Origin of the sequence: Actinokineospora diospyrosa (assembly GCF_024171925.1) — a bacterium.
Lineage (GTDB): Bacteria > Actinomycetota > Actinomycetes > Mycobacteriales > Pseudonocardiaceae > Actinokineospora > Actinokineospora diospyrosa.
In genome coordinates, this window is sequence record NZ_JAMTCO010000023.1 from 39,333 (window position 1) to 53,878 (window position 14,546).

A 14,546-nucleotide genomic window follows, 5' to 3' on the forward strand; every position below is an offset into this window, starting at 1 on the left:
GACGGGGTCATCTGGGACCGCCTCGGGGGTGGTGGGTGGCGATGGGGATGGCCGAGGTCCGGCGGCGCCAGGTGTCGTAGTGGTCGAGGTCTTCGCGGGTCATGGTGGCCAGGACGCCTTCGCGGGCGGGGGTGGGGAGGGTGTCCAGGGACTGGAGCAGGCGGAGCTTGCGTCGGCGGACGGCGTCTCGGGGTGGGAGGCCGGGGGTGGGTTGCAGTTGGGGGACCAGGGTTTCCGGGATGGCACCGGGTGGGCGGGCGGGGGAATCGGCACCGGGTGGGCGGGCGGGGGAATCGGCACCGAGTGGGCGGGCGGAGGGATCGGCACCGGGTGGGCGGGCGGAGAAATCAGCGCTGTCCTTCTCTTCGGACATGCCGATGGGGCCTTCCTTGTGGCCGTTGAGGAACTGGGCGACGACGGGGATGTCGCTGGTGAGCAGGAGTTCGCGGGGGCCGAACAGGACCAGTTCGCGGCGGAAGAGCATGCCGAGGTTGTCCGGCACGCTGCGGGCCACGGTGATGTTGTGGGTGACGATCAGGATCGTCGCGTCGAGCTGGGCGTTGAGGTCGATGAGCAGTTGGCTGAGCAGGGCGGTGCGGACCGGGTCCAGGCCGGAGTCCGGCTCGTCGCACAGGATGATGCGCGGGTCGAGGACCAGCGCGCGGGCGAGACCGGCGCGTTTGCGCATACCCCCGGAGATCTCCCCGGGGAGCTTGCGCTCGGCGCCGCGCATGCCGACCATGTCCATTTTGGACATGACGATGGCGTGGATCTCCTTCTCGCTCTTGCGGGTGTGCTCGCGCAGCGGGAAGGCGACGTTGTCGTAGACCGACATCGAGCCGAACAGCGCGCCGTCCTGGAACAGCACGCCGAAGAGCTTGCGGATCTCGTAGGTGTCGCGTTCGGCGCACGAGCACAGGTCGACGCCGTTGATCACCACCCGGCCGCGCTCCGGGCGCAGCAGGCCGACCAGGCACTTGAGGAACACCGACTTCCCGGTGCCCGACGGTCCCAACAGGACGCTGACCTCCCCGGCGGGCAGGGTCAGCGTCACGTCCCGCCAGATGGCCTGCGCGCCGAACGACTTGCCCAGTCCCTGAACGACGACCTCGACGCCCATGACACCTCCACGTGGTCAGACTGGCGGCCGGGTGACGAGCCGGTTGGTGAGCTGGTTGCCCGGCCCGGACACCAGTCCGGTGATCAGCGGGTCGAGGTCCTCGGTGGTGCCGCAGCCGGTGAACGGCGGGATGGTGATCGTGCTGGTGAGGGTGCTGACCGAGCCGGGCACCACCAGCACCTTGCCCTTGAGCCGGATGTCGATCGGGGTGGCTGTGCGGCAACTCCCGCCCACGTGCAGCGCAACCCCGTCCTGGAGCACCTCCGACAGCTTCAGGTCCACCCGCAGGACGACGTCGATGTCGGCGTTGGCGTTGGGTGTGCCGTCGATGGTGAGCACCGCGCTGCCGGTGGCCTGGCCGACCGGGGCGAGGGTGAGGGTGCTGGTGACCGGCATGAACCGGAACACCACCAGGTACGCCTGCGCGGGCGGCAGCGAGAGGTCGCCGGTGAGCGGCAACCGGCCGTCGGGGCCGGGCAGGAACCCGATGACCGACTTGAACGAGCCGGGGCCGATCACCACGTCGGAGTTGAGCTTCGCCAGGCGCGTGGTGACGGTCAGGTCGAAGTTGTAGGGCAACCCGGGCGGCGGGTCCGCGATGGCGGGCGTGATGTCGACCGCCCCCGGCGTCCCCTCCCCCGCGTTGGCGGTGCAGGAGATCGTGGCCTGACCGGCGCGGAGCACGTCGAGGTGTTCCCCGCCCGGCAGCGCGCACCCGAGGCCGCCCGGCGCCGCGGTGCGCCCCCGCGCGGGCACCGCGACCACGCCGACCCCGGCGGCCAGCACGACGGCCAGGGCGGCGAGCGCCATTCGGGAAATACCGGAGAAACCCATCGGGCCCCATTCGAGGAATGCCGGAAACTGTTGCACCACAACGCTTTCAGCGCCGCACGCCGCGACGTTACCAGCGGGTCACCACGACGACAACGACGCGGTTCGACGGCAGCGGGAATTGTCACCGGCCGCGCAAGAACGGCGTTCGGGTTTGTCCCGCGGAGATCGTTGACACCCGGGACACCGGATATTTATCGTCGGCCGGGCAACACCCACCTGGTGTCGGGAGGGCCATGACCAGCGAGCGGCCGGTTGGCCTGTGGGCCGCGGTGCCCGCCGAGCTGACCGCGCGGCTGCGGCACACCGACCTGGTGGCCGACGTCGTTGCGGAGATCAGGGCCACGGTGCCGGAATACGCGGACAGCCGGGTGCTTGTTGCGGCGGTCGCGGCGGCGGTGCGACCGGACGGGGACGCGACAGCAGCATTGCGATACGCGGGCCGGGTCGAGTACGCGCAGGGACGCGATCTAGACGCGTTGCAAACCGCGGTGCGAATTGGCGCCCGGGTCCTCTGGCGGCGGCTCAGCGAGGTCGGCCGGAGCACCGGTGTGCCCACCGGCGTGCTGTTCACCCTGGCCGACCTGGTGTTCGCCCACGTCGATGACCTGTGCGCGACCGCGCTGGCCGGGTACACCGCCGCCCGGGACCAGGCCGACGACGTGCTGCGCGAGCGCAGGCGCCGGTTGCTGCACCTGCTGCTGGCCTGCGAGCGGAGCGCGGCCGAGATCGCCGAACTCGCGGCCGCCGCCGACTGGCCGCTGCCCGAGCGCGTCTGCGTGGTCCTGCTCGAGCACGCCCAGGACGTCGACACCGACGGGCTCGTCGACCCGGACAACCCGTGCCTGCTCGTGCCCGCCGACCGCGTCCCACCGGGGCTGACCGGGCTGGTCGTCGTCGGGCCGCCGGTGCCGCCCGAGCACGCCCGCGAGTCGCTGCTGTGCGCCCGACGCGCGGTGGCACTGGTCCGCCGGGGTGCGCTGCCCGGCACCGGGGTGCTGCGCTGCGCCGACCACCTGGCCGCGCTGCTGCTGATGTCCGACGAGTTCCTGCTGGCCAGGCTGACCGAGCGGACCCTCGCGCCGCTGGCGGGGCTCACCCCCAGGCAGCGGGACCGGCTCACCGCGACCCTGCGGGCGTGGCTGAGCACCCGGGGCGGCGTCGGCGAGATCGCGACCCACCTGGACGTGCACCCGCAGACCGTGCGCTACCGGGTGCGCCACCTCACCCGCCTGCTCGGCCCCGACCTGGCCGACCCGCCGCGGCGGCTGGCGCTGGAGATGGCGCTGCGCGGCCAGGCGCTGCTGGTGGGTCCCCGCTGGACTGGGCTGCCCGGGCGTGGGCAGCCCAGCGGCGGATCACGCTGACGCGAAAGCCCGGGCAGGGCGGCGGGTGCGTCGGTTCGCGTGGGACATGGCAGGGCCTTTCAGCAGGAACTTCGAGGAGGTTGATCGCGCTGCTCCAGCCTGCCCGGGTCGCGGCGGGGGAACGAGGGCGCAACAGGACAACGGCGTGATCAGGACACCGGTGGATTTTCACAGCACCCGCCCCGAGGGGCTGTGATGGCGCGGCGCGCGCGACTAGGGTCTCGCTATGGCGCACCTGTTAGGGCCGGTCGGCCTCAGCGAGACGGACAACGCGGTGTACCTCGCCCTGGCCACGACCCCGCGCGGCACCGCCCAGGACATCGCCGACTCCGCCGAGCTCCCGCTGCCCGCCGTCCGCCGGGCGCTGCGCACCCTCACCGCGGCCGGACTCGTGTCCACCCTGCTCGCCCGGCCCATGCGGTACGTGGTGGCGCCGCCGGAGGTCTCGATCGAGGCCCTGGTGTCGCGCAGGCAGCAGGAGTTGGAGGGCCTGCGCGCCGCCGCCAGGGAGTTGGCGCTGCGGCTGCGCGAGACACCCGCCTCCGCCGAGTCGAGCCTGGTGGAGATCCTGGAGGGCAACGACGCCATCCAGCACCGGCTGGCGCAGCTGCAGCTGGGCGCGCGCGAGGACGTGCTGATCATCGACGCGCCGCCGTACCTGCACGGCACCCCGGTGCAGAACGACCAGGAGCTCATCGCGCTGGGCCGGGGTGTGCGCTACCGCTCGCTGTACCACGGCCCCGCGCTGGCGCTGCCCGGTCACTACGAGCAGATGATGGCCTGCATCGAGGCCGGTGAGCAGGCCAGGACCCTGGCCTCGGCCCCGATGAAGATGATGATCGTCGACCGCCAGATCGCCCTGATGCCGGTGTCGTTCGCCTCCGCCGAGACCAGGACCCGCCTGCTGGTGCACGCCGCCCCGCTGGTCGAGGGCCTGGTCATGTGCTTCGAGGCCCTCTGGGACCAAGCCGCCCCGGTCCTGGGCGGCACCGCGGAACGAACCCCCACCCTGTCCGAACGCGACCGGCAGGTGCTGTCGCTGATGGCCGCGGGCCTCAAGGACCAGGCAATCGCCAGAGCCCTCGGCGTAGCCCAACGCACCGTGGTCCGCCGAATCGGCGAGATGATGACGACGCTCGGCGCTGACACCCGCTTCCAGGCAGGCCTCCTCGCCGCGCGGCGCGGCTGGCTGTAGGACCCCGGTGCGGGCCCCGCTCTCGAGCCAAGGTGCCCTCCCGGCTGCCGTCAGGTCCGCCCCAACCCACCTGATCACCCCGCGCTCCTCGGAGTCGCTGGTGCCAAGCCGGCTCGATGGGGCGGACTTGTTTTGTGTGGGGGGACGGCAGCCGTAGCGTCGGTAGCGGACAGGGCCATGCTTTTCGGCCCCTGCTTTGCGGTCCTGCCACGGGTGTCGTAGGGGCCCCACGCAAAACAAGTTCGCCCCATCGAGCAAAGCTCGAAAATCGCGGATCTGCGCCGATGTTGCCGCCAGGCGACGAGGCGGCTACCGGAGCCGAAGGCGGAGGCCCGAATCCCTTGCCCCGCACTCCCAACCACGGCTGACGTCAAGATCAACCTGATCGAAAGCCCCCAAATACACAGCTTACCGACGCACACCGACAAACCGGGAGCAGCAACCAACGCCCTGTGGACAGCAGAAGACGTTGTGGACAACCACCCGCCACAAAGCCCCGACAAGATCATCCGCCGCAAGAGCCCCCGATATACAGCCTACCGAGCAGCACCGACAAAACTGGAGCAGCAATCAGCGTCTGTGGGCAGCGGACGACGTTGTGGACAACTCGCCCTCGAACGGTCGTCATGGCGCGGCGATATGTCTACGCCAAGACCAATACCGCCGCATTCGCGCAGGTCAGCAGCCCGTAGCCGGTGCAGGGGGTTGTGCGTGGGGTGGTGAGGCGTAGCGTGGGGGGTGACCCGACCGCAAGGTGATGCTGCGTCGGAGATGCGATTCGGGTGGTCAAGCGAAACTCGGACTTCATTTTCTTCGTGGCCGCCCCGACTCAGGGAGCGCCACACAGGATGAGGCATCCCCCGCCCATGATCTCGATCAGCCACGACCGGATGGCCGCGCGCGGTGACCAGGTTCCCGTCCTGCGGCTGCGCGGTGACATCGACCTGGCCACGCGGCCGGCGGTCGACGCGGCGTTGACCGTTCGGTTGGCGCGGCGGCCTCGGTTGTTGGTGGTGGATTTGACGCATGTCGGGTTTGTGGGGGCTTGTGGGTTGACGATGTTGGTCCAGGCTCGGCAGCGGGCCAGGGGGGCCGGGGGTGAGGTGGCCGTCGCCGGTTGTGGGGTGGCTGTGTTGCGGGCGATGGAGGTCACCTGCCTGCTCGGTGAGATCAGCCCGTACGCGACCGTCGCCGACGCCCTGGTGGCCGAGGCGCGCGGGGGGATCCCGCAGCAGCGCCAGCCCTGAGGGTCACGGGCTCCAGCGCGTGAGGTCGCCGTGGACGGCGTTGTCTTCAGCGACCGAGCTCAGGGCGGTCACCGTCACGTGACCGGCGGCCAGCAGTGCCGCGTCGGTGCCCTCCGCCGGTTCTTCGTCCACCTCGACCGTGGTGACCTCAACAGTTCCGTCATCGAGGCGTTGGACGGCGGCGCGGACCGAGCCGAACTCGGCCAGCCGCGCCCACCTGATCGGCTTGAGCCGCGCCGGGGCCACGTTGGGCACGTTGACGTTGAACACCGTCCCCGGTGGACACTCGCGCAGCGCCGCGAGCACCTGCGCGAACACCCCGGCCGCCGTCTCCCAGTGCGGTGGCTCGGAGCGGTCCAGCGGCACGTCGAGGGAGAACGCCAGGGCGCTGACGCCCAGGACGCTCGCGGTGAGGGCGGCGCCGACGGTGCCGGAGTGGATGACGGCGCGGCCGGTGTTGGCGCCGCGGTTGATGCCGGAGACGACCAGGGCCGGGGTGGTGCCGAAGGCGCCGTGGCAGCCGACCAGGGCAATCAGGCCCGGGTGCCCGGCGACGGCGTACGCGGGGGCCGCGACGCCGGGCAGGTCCCTCGGTTCGGTCGGCACACGGCGGTGGTCCTCGGCGGCGGTCAGCCCGGCGCCGGTGCCGCTGGCCTCGACCGCGGGGGCGGCGACGGTGACGGCCAGACCCGCCAGCAGGGCGGCGCGCGCCAAGGCGTGCAGCCCCGGTGAGTCGATGCCGTCGTCGTTGGTGACCAGGACCACCTCAGCTGTGCTTTCTCCTCCCACAGTGCTGTCCCCTCCCACCCAGGTGCTCACCGAAGGCCCGTGATCCAGGTTGGCACAGATCCCGGTCGCGGCGGCGACACGCCAGGTCACGCGCGCGCGGGAACCCACTCGAATACGACCTGTTCGAGCGGTAACACGCGCGCCGACCGGGGCTCGGCTCAACAGCACGTGACCATCGCGGCCGCGCGCCCCACGAGACGGGTGATGCCAGAGGACCCGAACCCGGCCAAATGCCACTCACGGTGGTCTACCGCGGGACGGCGGGCCCACCACCGGCCGCCCGCGCGGGCCCGGACAGCGGCGCGGCGGGCCCGCGGATGCCATCCTGGCCGGGACCGCCGGTGATCACCGGGACAGGCGGACCCCGGGGACCGGCAGGCCAAGGACGGAGGGACTGCCCATGCGTGCTCCGCAGCTCACCCCGGCGAGCCGGATCCTCGTCGCGGGCCACCGCGGCCTGGCCGGCTCGGCGCTGTGCAGGCGGTTGCGCGCGGCCGGTCACGAGAACCTGGTGCTGGCCACGTCGTCCGAAGTGGACCTGCGGGACCGGGCGGCGACCAGCGGGTGGCTGGCCGAGCACCGGCCGGACGTGGTCGTGCTCGCCGCGGCCCGCGGCGGCGGCATCTTCGGCACGGTCACCCAGCCCGCCGACATCCTGTCGGACAACCTGCGGATCCAGACCTCGGTGCTCGACGCGGCCCGCGCCGTCGGGGTGCCCCGGCTGCTGTTCCTGGCCTCGGCGTGCCTCTACCCGCGCGAGTCGCGGCAGCCGATCCGGGAGACCTCGCTGATGGGCGGCCCGCTGGAGCCCAGCACCGAGTTCTACGCCATCGCCAAGATCGCCGGGATCGCGCAGGTGCGGGCGGTGCGCGAGCAGGACGGGCTGGCCTGGATCAGCGCCATGCCGACCAACCTCTACGGGCCCGGCGACAACTTCCACCCCACCTCCTCGCACGTGCTCGCCGGGCTGATGCGCCGCATCCACGAAGCGACCCAGGCCGAGGAGCCGTCGGTGACGGTGTGGGGCAGCGGCACCCCGCGCCGGGAGTTCCTGCACGTCGACGACCTGGCCGAGGCGTGCGTGACGCTGCTGGAGCACTACGACGACCCGATGCCGGTCAACATCGGCACCGGCCGCGACATCAGCACCGCGGACCTGGCGAAGATGCTGGCCGAGACGATCGGCTACACCGGGGCCATCGAGTTCGACCCGGGCATGCCCGACGGGGTGCCGCGCCGGGTGCTCGACATCCGCACCCTGACCGGCCTGGGCTGGGAGCCGCGGATCCGGCTGCGGGCGGGCATCGCCGCCACCTACCAGTGGTACCTCGACAACACCGCGCTCCCCCGCCAGCGCGAGGCCGTGCGCGGCCACGAGATGGTCGGCTGAGCGCGACCAGTCCTGTGTGGACGTTCCAGCCCGTGGTACCGACCACGGGCCGATCCCCGGTTGTGCCCCCGCCCCCGCGTACCCACCTGCTAGGTTCGACGGCGACCGATCCGCCAGTCACGCGAGGGGGTGAGCGGGGTGATCCCGGCCGTCGAGCGCCCCGGCGCGACCCGCCTGGACCGCACGCGCTCCACCCCGCTGTGGGCGCAACTGCACGCCGACCTGCTGCGCCGGGTCGAGGGCGGCGAGTTCGAGCACGCCTTCCCCGGTGAGCTGGCGCTGGCCGCGGACTACGCGGTCAGCCGCAACACCGTGCGCGAGGCGCTGCGCAGGTTGCGCGCCGACGGCACCGTGGTCGCCGGGCGCGGGCACCCGCCGCGGCTGGGCAGGCAGACCGAGATCACCCAGCCGCTCGGGGCGCTCTACAGCCTGTTCGCCTCGGTGCGCGCCAGCGGCTTGAGCGCCTACAGCGCGGTGCGCAAGCTCGACGTGCGCGCCGACGGGGTGGTGGCCAGCAAGCTGGGGCTGGAGGAGTCGACACCGCTGCTGTACCTGGAGCGGGTGCGGTTCGCGGGCGAGGCGCCGCTGGCGGTGGACCGGGTGTGGCTGCCCTACGCGCTGACCGCGGGGCTGCGGGAGGCGGACTTCACCGAGACCTCGCTGTACGAGGAGCTCGACACCCGGTGCGGGATCCGGCTCACCGGCGGGCAGGAGCGCATCCGCGCCGTGGTGCCGACCCCCGGTGAGCAGCGGCTGCTCGCCGCCCCGGAGGGCACCGCGGCGCTGGCGGTCGACCGGCTGGGCCTGGCCGAGCGCAACCCGGTGGAGTGGCGGCACACGGTGGTGCGCGGCGACCGGTTCAGCGTGCTGGCGCGGTTCTCCGCCAAGGGCTACCAGCTCGATGTCCACAGTGGTCACAACGGGCCGGACTGGTCGCGCTGAGCCGGGTCCGCGCGCAGGTCAGCGAGCGTCTCCAGGTGTAGAACGCGGAGACGGGACGCCGGGCCCTGCTGTGCCCGGCGCCCCTACCCCCGTGGCCGTTCCCCGGCCGGTCCGGCTCGGGGGCGACCGCGAGCCCGACGTCAACACCACCGCTGCGGCGCCGCCGGGCCCGACGCGGGCGGTGGCGGGGCGCGAGGCGTAGGTGCACGGTCCGCCTTCGGTTTTCCGCCGCGTCGGGTGGCGTCGACCGGCGGCGGGTCACGCCGTCGGACGTCGTGCCGCGCGCACCGGGGACCGCCGGTTGACTGTCCACAGTGGAGCGCGGCGGTGGTTCATCAGGCCACGTTCAGCACGAAGTCGAAGGTGGCCTCCTTGGCCGACCCGACGGTGCGGACGTTCATCAGCAGCCGGGGGTCGTAGATGGTGTCGGTGTTGTTGCGCGGCTCACCGGGGAAGTACGTCTGCGTGGTGAGGATCCGACCGCCGGGGTTCTGCACCTTGACGTGGATGTGCCGGGTGCGGCCGGGGTAGAGGCCGGGCACGATCGTGGTCAGGGTGTACTTGCCGTTGGCGTCGGTGTACTGGTGGCCGCGGAAGGTGTAGCCGGAGTTGTCGTAGGCACCGCGGCTGTCGGCCTGCCAGAAGTCCAGCAGGGCGTTGGCCAGCGGCCTGCACGAGCGGCTGAACACGTAGCCGCTCACGGTGAGCCTGGTCCCGGTGGTGCCGGGCTGGATCAGGCTGGTGCGCTGCGGGGAGCCCGGCTTGAAGTACGGGCCCTCCGTCTGCGCGATGGTGGTCTGCTGGCCGGGGGTGCAGGCCAGGTTGAGCGCCTCGGCGCCCTCGGGGCGGACGTCGGCCGGGCTGGCCGCGGCGAAACCGCCCGCGGCGGTGGCACCGATGAGTCCGGCGGCGGGGACCACGAGGGCGCCGAGCTGCAGCAGGCGCTTGCGGGTGATGTTGCCCTCGCCCGCCTCGCCCGTTTCTTCCGTGGGTGGGAATTCAGTCACTTCGGGAGTACCTCCTACGACGAGACCACCGGGTTGGCGATCGTCACGGATTGGCACAACCGATGCTGTTGCAGTGACAGACCCGTTGCAATCCGTGGTGATACGGGCTTAACTCAGGCGCTACCGTGAGCGGATCCGTGGTGAACGCACGCCATCCGGCTCCGCGAGTCGTTCGCCCCTGGCAAAAGGTGCAGCATGGAAACGGGTCCTCTGGGAACCACTGTGGACAGATCACCACCGGTCGACCGCGCCCCACTGGTCGGCCGGGCCGGTGAGCTGGCTCGGCTGTCCTCGGTCAGCGCGCCCGCGCTTCTGCTGGTCGCGGGCGAGGCGGGGATCGGCAAGAGCCGCATGGTCGAGGAACTGCGCGGGCACCCGGACCTGCTCGGGCACCACTGGTTGGTCGGCGAGTGCCTGCCGCTGCGCGAGCCGTTCCCACTTGGCCCGGTGCTCGACGCGCTGAAAGGTCTGGACGTGTTCACACCCCCGGTGGGGCGGGTGGACCGGGTCGAGGTTTTTCCCAGAGTTCGCGCGGGATTGGCCGAGCTGGGGCCCGCGGTGCTGGTCGTGGAGGACCTGCATTGGTCCGACGAGGCGACCTACGAGTTCCTGCGGTTCCTGTGCCGGGGACTGCCGCCGCGGTTGAAGCTGCTGGTGACCTACCGCCCGGAGAACGTGCGCACCGAGCGGCCGGTCGTCGACCTGGCCGGGTACCTGCCGCGGTGGGCGCGCGCGGTGGAGACCACGGTGCGGCCGTTGCGGGTGGCCGAGGTCGGTGAGCTCGCCGCCGGGCTGCTGGGGTTGACCCGGGTGACCGACGAGTTCGCCACACGTCTACACGAGTTGACCGGTGGCGTCCCGTTCGTGGTCGAGGAAGTGTGCCGGGCGCTGCCAGCCGAACCCGCGCCGCGGCTGGCCGACGCGCCGCGGTCGGTGCTGGACCGGTTGACCGCGCCGGTGGCGCTACGCGGATCGATCGCCGAGCGGCTGGCGACGCTGCCGGTGGCGGTGCGCGAGGTGGTGGCCGCCGCCGCGGCGTTGGCCGCGCCGGTGGACGAACACCTGCTGAGCCGGGTCGCCTGCCTGGACAAACCGACCGCGGCCGAGGCGATCGACCGCGCGCTGGCGCACGGCCTGCTGCGGCAGTGCGCGCCGGGGTTGCTGGCCACCCGGCACGCGCTGGCCACCCGCGCGGTGATCGACCTGCTCGCCCCGGACGAGCTGCGCCGCGCGCACCGCAACGCCGCGACCGTGCTCGCCGAGGCCGACCCCGTGCCGCACGCCAGGCTGGCCAGGCACTACAAGCACGCCGGGCTGGTCGCCGAGTGGGTGCGCCACGCCGAGGCGGCCGCGACCAGGGCGGTCGCGTTGGGCGACGGGGACACCGCGGTGGACCTGCTCGCCGACGTGGTGTCCGGCTCCGGCATCGACATCGCCACCCGGGCCAGGGTCGCGGCGCTGCTGAGCAGGGCGGCGCAACCCGGTCTGCGCCACGGTGAGGCGGTCGCGGCGCTGCGGTCGGTGCTCGCGGTGGCGGAGTTGCCCGCGGGGCTGCGCGGGGAGATCCGGTTCGGGCTGGGCATGCTCCTGGTGTCGCAGACCGGCGAGGCGAGCGCGGGGCGCGAGCAGTTGCGCACGGCGGTCGGCGAGCTCGACGAGCGGCCGGACCTGGCGGCGCGGGCGATGGCCGCGCTGGCCATCCCGTCGTTCACCTCCGGCACGATCACCGAGCACCTGGCGTGGGCGAAGCGGGCGCTGGACATGCTCGGCTCTTTCGACGACCACGCGGTGCACACCGCGGTGCACGTCAACCACGCGTCGGTGCTGCTGTACTCCGGGGATCCCGACGGGTGGCCGGTGTGGCGGGCGGCGCTGGCGCGCGGGTCGACACCGGAGGCGCGGCTGCACCTGTTGCGTGGGGCCAGCAACGGCGCGGACGCGGCGACCTGGCTGGGCTACGACGCGCGGGCGCGGGAGTTGCTGGCGCTGATCCCGACGCTGATCGACGAGGACTCCAGCCTCTACACCAACCGCCTGGTCACCGGCACCCGGTTGCGGCTGGACCTGGCGGCGGGCCGGTGGGAGGGGCTGGCGGAGCGGGTCGGGCACGTGCGGGCGGGCGCGGGGGCGCACCGGTTGCCGATGCTCGACACCGAGGCGCGGCTGGTGGCCGCGGAACTGGCGCTGGCGACCGGGTCGCTGGCCGACGCCGAGGTGGACCTGCGGGAGATCACCGGGCACGACGCCCCGCTGACCATCCCGCTGCTGACCGCGGCCATGGCGGCGCGGGCGCGGATCGCGCTCTCCGGCGGGCGCGCGGACGAGGCGGTGACGCTGCTGGGGCCCGCGCTTAACCTGGTGCGCAGGCACGGGAACTGGGTGTGGGCGACGGCGATCGTGCCGCACGCGTGCGCGGCGATGGTGGCCCTGGGCGACCGGAGCGGGGCGGTGGCGCTGCACCGCGAGTTCGCCGACGCCGTGGTCGACCGGGACGCCCCCGCCGCCGGTGCCGCCGCGCTGCTGGCCGCCGGGCACGTGGCGACCCGGGCGAAGGCGGCCGACCTGTTCGCCGCGGCGGAGGGCGAGTACGAGGCGATGGGGCGCCCGTACGCGCTGCTGCAGGCGCGGGAGGCGTTCGCGCAGGTCCGGCTCGCCGGTGGGGACAAGCAGCCGATGCTGGACGTGGTCACCGGCTTCACCGACCTGGGCGCCCGCTGGGACGCCGCCCGCTGCGCCCAGGTCCTGCGCAAGCACGGCGTCACCCCCCGCCACCGCGGCGGCAGGCGCGGCTACGGCGACGCGCTGTCGCCCCGGGAGTCGGCGGTGGCGCGGATGGCGGCGCGGGGCAGCACGAACAAGGAGATCGCCGAGGCGCTGTTCATCTCGGTGCGCACGGTGGAGGACCACGTGGCCAACGCCCTGCGCAAATGCGGTGTCCGCACCAGGAGCGACCTCACCTGCGACTGAAGTCCGCGCGCGGGCCGCGTTTCCGCTGGTGCGCGAGGACGCTTGTCCAGCACACCAGCGGGATCGCGCGCGGGGCCGGGTACCGGACGGGGGCGAGCCCGGGCGCCGCTGGGACGGCGGCACCCGGGCTCGCGAGCGGTGCGGGCGACTAGCTGGTCACCAGGCGCAGGCCGTAGACCGAGAGGATCTCGGTCAGCGGCTGGAAGTAGGTCGTGCCGCCGGAGGAGCAGTTGCCGGAGCCGCCGGAGGTGACGCCCTGGGCCTGGGTGCCCGAGAGCCACGAGCCGCCGGAGTCGCCGGGCTCGGCGCAGGCGTTGGTGCGGATCAGGCCGCTGACGGTGCCCTGCGGGTAGTTCACGCTCTGGTTCTTGGCCTGCACCGTGCCGCAGCGCCAGCCGGTGGTGGAGCCGGAGCGGCAGATCGACGCGCCGACGGCGGCCTCGGTGCCGCCCTTGACCGCGACGGTGGTGGAGCCGCTGTAGCGGTTGACCACGCCGCGCGGGGTCCAGTTGGTGTTGGTGCGGACCCAGGCGTAGTCGTTGCCGGGGAAGGACGACCCGGCGAAGGTGCCCTGGGCGACCTGGTTGGAGCCCTTGGTCGTGGCGCCCGAGCGGCCGCAGTGCCCGGCGGTGACGAAGCCGCCCTGCACCGAGAAGCCGACCGAGCAGCGCGAACCGGAGCCGATGTAGTACGCGTCGCCGCCGCGCACGTCGTAGAGCGGGCGGGGCGACTCGGTGGACTCGACGACCGAGATGGCGGTGGCGTCGACGCCCGCGGTCGCGATGAACTGCTTGGCGGCGGCGCCGGTGCCCTGCGCGGTGGTCAGGGTGACGGTGTTGCGCTGGACGTCGACGTACCAGCCGGTGACGCCCGCGGGCGCGGTTTTGGTGTCGAGAGCGGCTGCGGTCGCGTCGAGGTGGCGGGCGCTGTGGCGCACCACGGTCGCCTCGGCGCCGCCCGCGCGGACCTGGGCGGCCTTGCCCGAGTCGGTGACGCCGACGACGAGCTTGCCGGAGCGGGCGTCGTAGTAGGCGCCGCCGAAGGAATCGCTGAGCCGCCCGCGCAGGTCGGCCTCGAGCGCGGTGGCCTTGGTCTCGCTGTCGAGCCGGGCGATGGCGGCGTCGCGGGACAGGCCGAGGTCGCGCTCCATCGCGCTGAGGACCTCGGGGGCGACACCGGCGGTGTCGGCGGCGGGAGCGGCCTGCTGGCCGGCGAACGCGGGGATCGCGGCCACCGCGCCCGCCGCGGCGGTCAGCACCACGGCGGCGATGAGTGTGCGTTTCACATGTGCTCCATCGGTTCGAGATGCAGGGGACACGGACCGGCACCGATATCGGCCCGATTTCACACCGAATGCGCTCAAGCCCTCACTCGCGACGTATCCGGTGGTGTTCCGAACTGTGCTCGCGGTGACGGCACAGGGCAAGGGGAACTTGTTACCGGATCTGCGCGCGGTGTGAAAACCAGCGATATCCAGCGCATTTCCCATTTAGCCCGAAGCGATTTCGCATTCAACGATCACCGGAATGGACCATGGTGACGCCGCGCGATCGAAACCGGGTGTTAACTGTGGAAGCCTGGACCGTCAAGAGGTCGGACGCCGGTCCGGCGCGGCGCGAACCCCGCCGACCTCGGGCGTGAGGGTGGATATTACCGGCGGGGTCCGCACGCACCCAGGTCGATTCGACCGC

At 72.7% G+C, this 14,546-nt stretch carries 11 protein-coding genes; 6 read left to right on the forward strand and 5 right to left on the reverse strand.

Annotated elements, in window-relative coordinates:
- Positions 1 to 7 precede the first annotated feature (7 nt).
- Positions 8 to 1,120: an ABC transporter ATP-binding protein gene (locus LV75_RS33980; RefSeq protein ID WP_301320302.1), complete on the reverse strand. Its 1,113-nt coding sequence runs from the start codon at positions 1,118 to 1,120 to the stop codon at positions 8 to 10.
- A gap of 15 nt (positions 1,121 to 1,135) precedes the next feature.
- Positions 1,136 to 1,954, reverse strand: coding sequence for a hypothetical protein (locus LV75_RS33985; protein ID WP_253891648.1), 819 nt, complete (start codon positions 1,952 to 1,954; stop codon positions 1,136 to 1,138).
- Between the two features lie 233 nt (positions 1,955 to 2,187).
- Between LV75_RS33985 and LV75_RS33990 the strand changes: the two genes are divergently transcribed.
- From LV75_RS33990 to LV75_RS34000, 3 genes are all read left to right on the forward strand, one after another.
- On the forward strand, positions 2,188 to 3,318 hold the full coding sequence (locus LV75_RS33990; protein ID WP_253891649.1) for a PucR family transcriptional regulator: 1,131 nt from the start codon (positions 2,188 to 2,190) through the stop codon (positions 3,316 to 3,318).
- 226 nt (positions 3,319 to 3,544) lie between these two features.
- Positions 3,545 to 4,513, forward strand: coding sequence for a helix-turn-helix transcriptional regulator (locus tag LV75_RS33995; protein WP_253891650.1), 969 nt, complete (start codon positions 3,545 to 3,547; stop codon positions 4,511 to 4,513).
- An 848-nt stretch (positions 4,514 to 5,361) separates the two neighbouring features.
- The gene (locus tag LV75_RS34000; RefSeq protein ID WP_253891651.1) at positions 5,362 to 5,760 is read left to right on the forward strand and encodes an STAS domain-containing protein; all 399 of its coding nucleotides are present in this window, start codon (positions 5,362 to 5,364) and stop codon (positions 5,758 to 5,760) included.
- 3 nt (positions 5,761 to 5,763) lie between these two features.
- On the opposite strand, the gene surE is transcribed toward LV75_RS34000, so the two are convergent.
- A complete protein-coding gene (surE, locus tag LV75_RS34005) occupies positions 5,764 to 6,525 on the reverse strand; it encodes a 5'/3'-nucleotidase SurE (RefSeq protein ID WP_253891652.1) in 762 nt (253 codons plus the stop codon).
- A gap of 424 nt (positions 6,526 to 6,949) precedes the next feature.
- Between surE and LV75_RS34010 the strand changes: the two genes are divergently transcribed.
- Both LV75_RS34010 and LV75_RS34015 read left to right on the forward strand, forming a co-directional pair.
- A complete protein-coding gene (locus LV75_RS34010; protein WP_253891653.1) occupies positions 6,950 to 7,939 on the forward strand; it encodes a GDP-L-fucose synthase family protein in 990 nt (329 codons plus the stop codon).
- Between the two features lie 138 nt (positions 7,940 to 8,077).
- Complete coding sequence (locus tag LV75_RS34015) at positions 8,078 to 8,881, forward strand: GntR family transcriptional regulator (RefSeq protein WP_372504299.1); 804 nt, start codon at positions 8,078 to 8,080, stop codon at positions 8,879 to 8,881.
- 335 nt (positions 8,882 to 9,216) lie between these two features.
- Here LV75_RS34015 and LV75_RS34020 read toward each other — a convergent pair whose 3' ends face one another.
- A complete protein-coding gene (locus tag LV75_RS34020) occupies positions 9,217 to 9,888 on the reverse strand; it encodes a dioxygenase family protein (protein WP_253891655.1) in 672 nt (223 codons plus the stop codon).
- Between the two features lie 222 nt (positions 9,889 to 10,110).
- On the opposite strand from LV75_RS34020, the gene LV75_RS35750 reads away from it, so the two are divergent.
- On the forward strand, positions 10,111 to 12,855 hold the full coding sequence (locus LV75_RS35750; RefSeq protein WP_308211087.1) for a LuxR C-terminal-related transcriptional regulator: 2,745 nt from the start codon (positions 10,111 to 10,113) through the stop codon (positions 12,853 to 12,855).
- Positions 12,856 to 13,003: 148 nt separating this feature from the next.
- Here the strand turns inward: LV75_RS35750 and LV75_RS34030 are convergent, their stop codons facing one another.
- Positions 13,004 to 14,140 (reverse strand): S1 family peptidase, encoded by a 1,137-nt coding sequence (locus LV75_RS34030; RefSeq protein WP_253891656.1) that lies wholly within the window; start codon positions 14,138 to 14,140, stop codon positions 13,004 to 13,006.
- Positions 14,141 to 14,546: the final 406 nt, after the last annotated feature.

Bases quoted from the DNA above. Each gene is read 5' to 3' on its own strand.
- LV75_RS33980 (WP_301320302.1), bottom strand. From the start codon at position 1,120: ATGGGCGTCGAGGTCGTCGTTCAGGGACTGGGCAAGTCGTTCGGCGCG.
- LV75_RS33985 (WP_253891648.1), bottom strand. From the start codon at position 1,954: ATGGGTTTCTCCGGTATTTCCCGAATGGCGCTCGCCGCCCTGGCCGTC.
- LV75_RS33990 (WP_253891649.1), top strand. From the start codon at position 2,188: ATGACCAGCGAGCGGCCGGTTGGCCTGTGGGCCGCGGTGCCCGCCGAG.
- LV75_RS33995 (WP_253891650.1), top strand. From the start codon at position 3,545: ATGGCGCACCTGTTAGGGCCGGTCGGCCTCAGCGAGACGGACAACGCG.
- LV75_RS34000 (WP_253891651.1), top strand. From the start codon at position 5,362: ATGAGGCATCCCCCGCCCATGATCTCGATCAGCCACGACCGGATGGCC.
- LV75_RS34010 (WP_253891653.1), top strand. From the start codon at position 6,950: ATGCGTGCTCCGCAGCTCACCCCGGCGAGCCGGATCCTCGTCGCGGGC.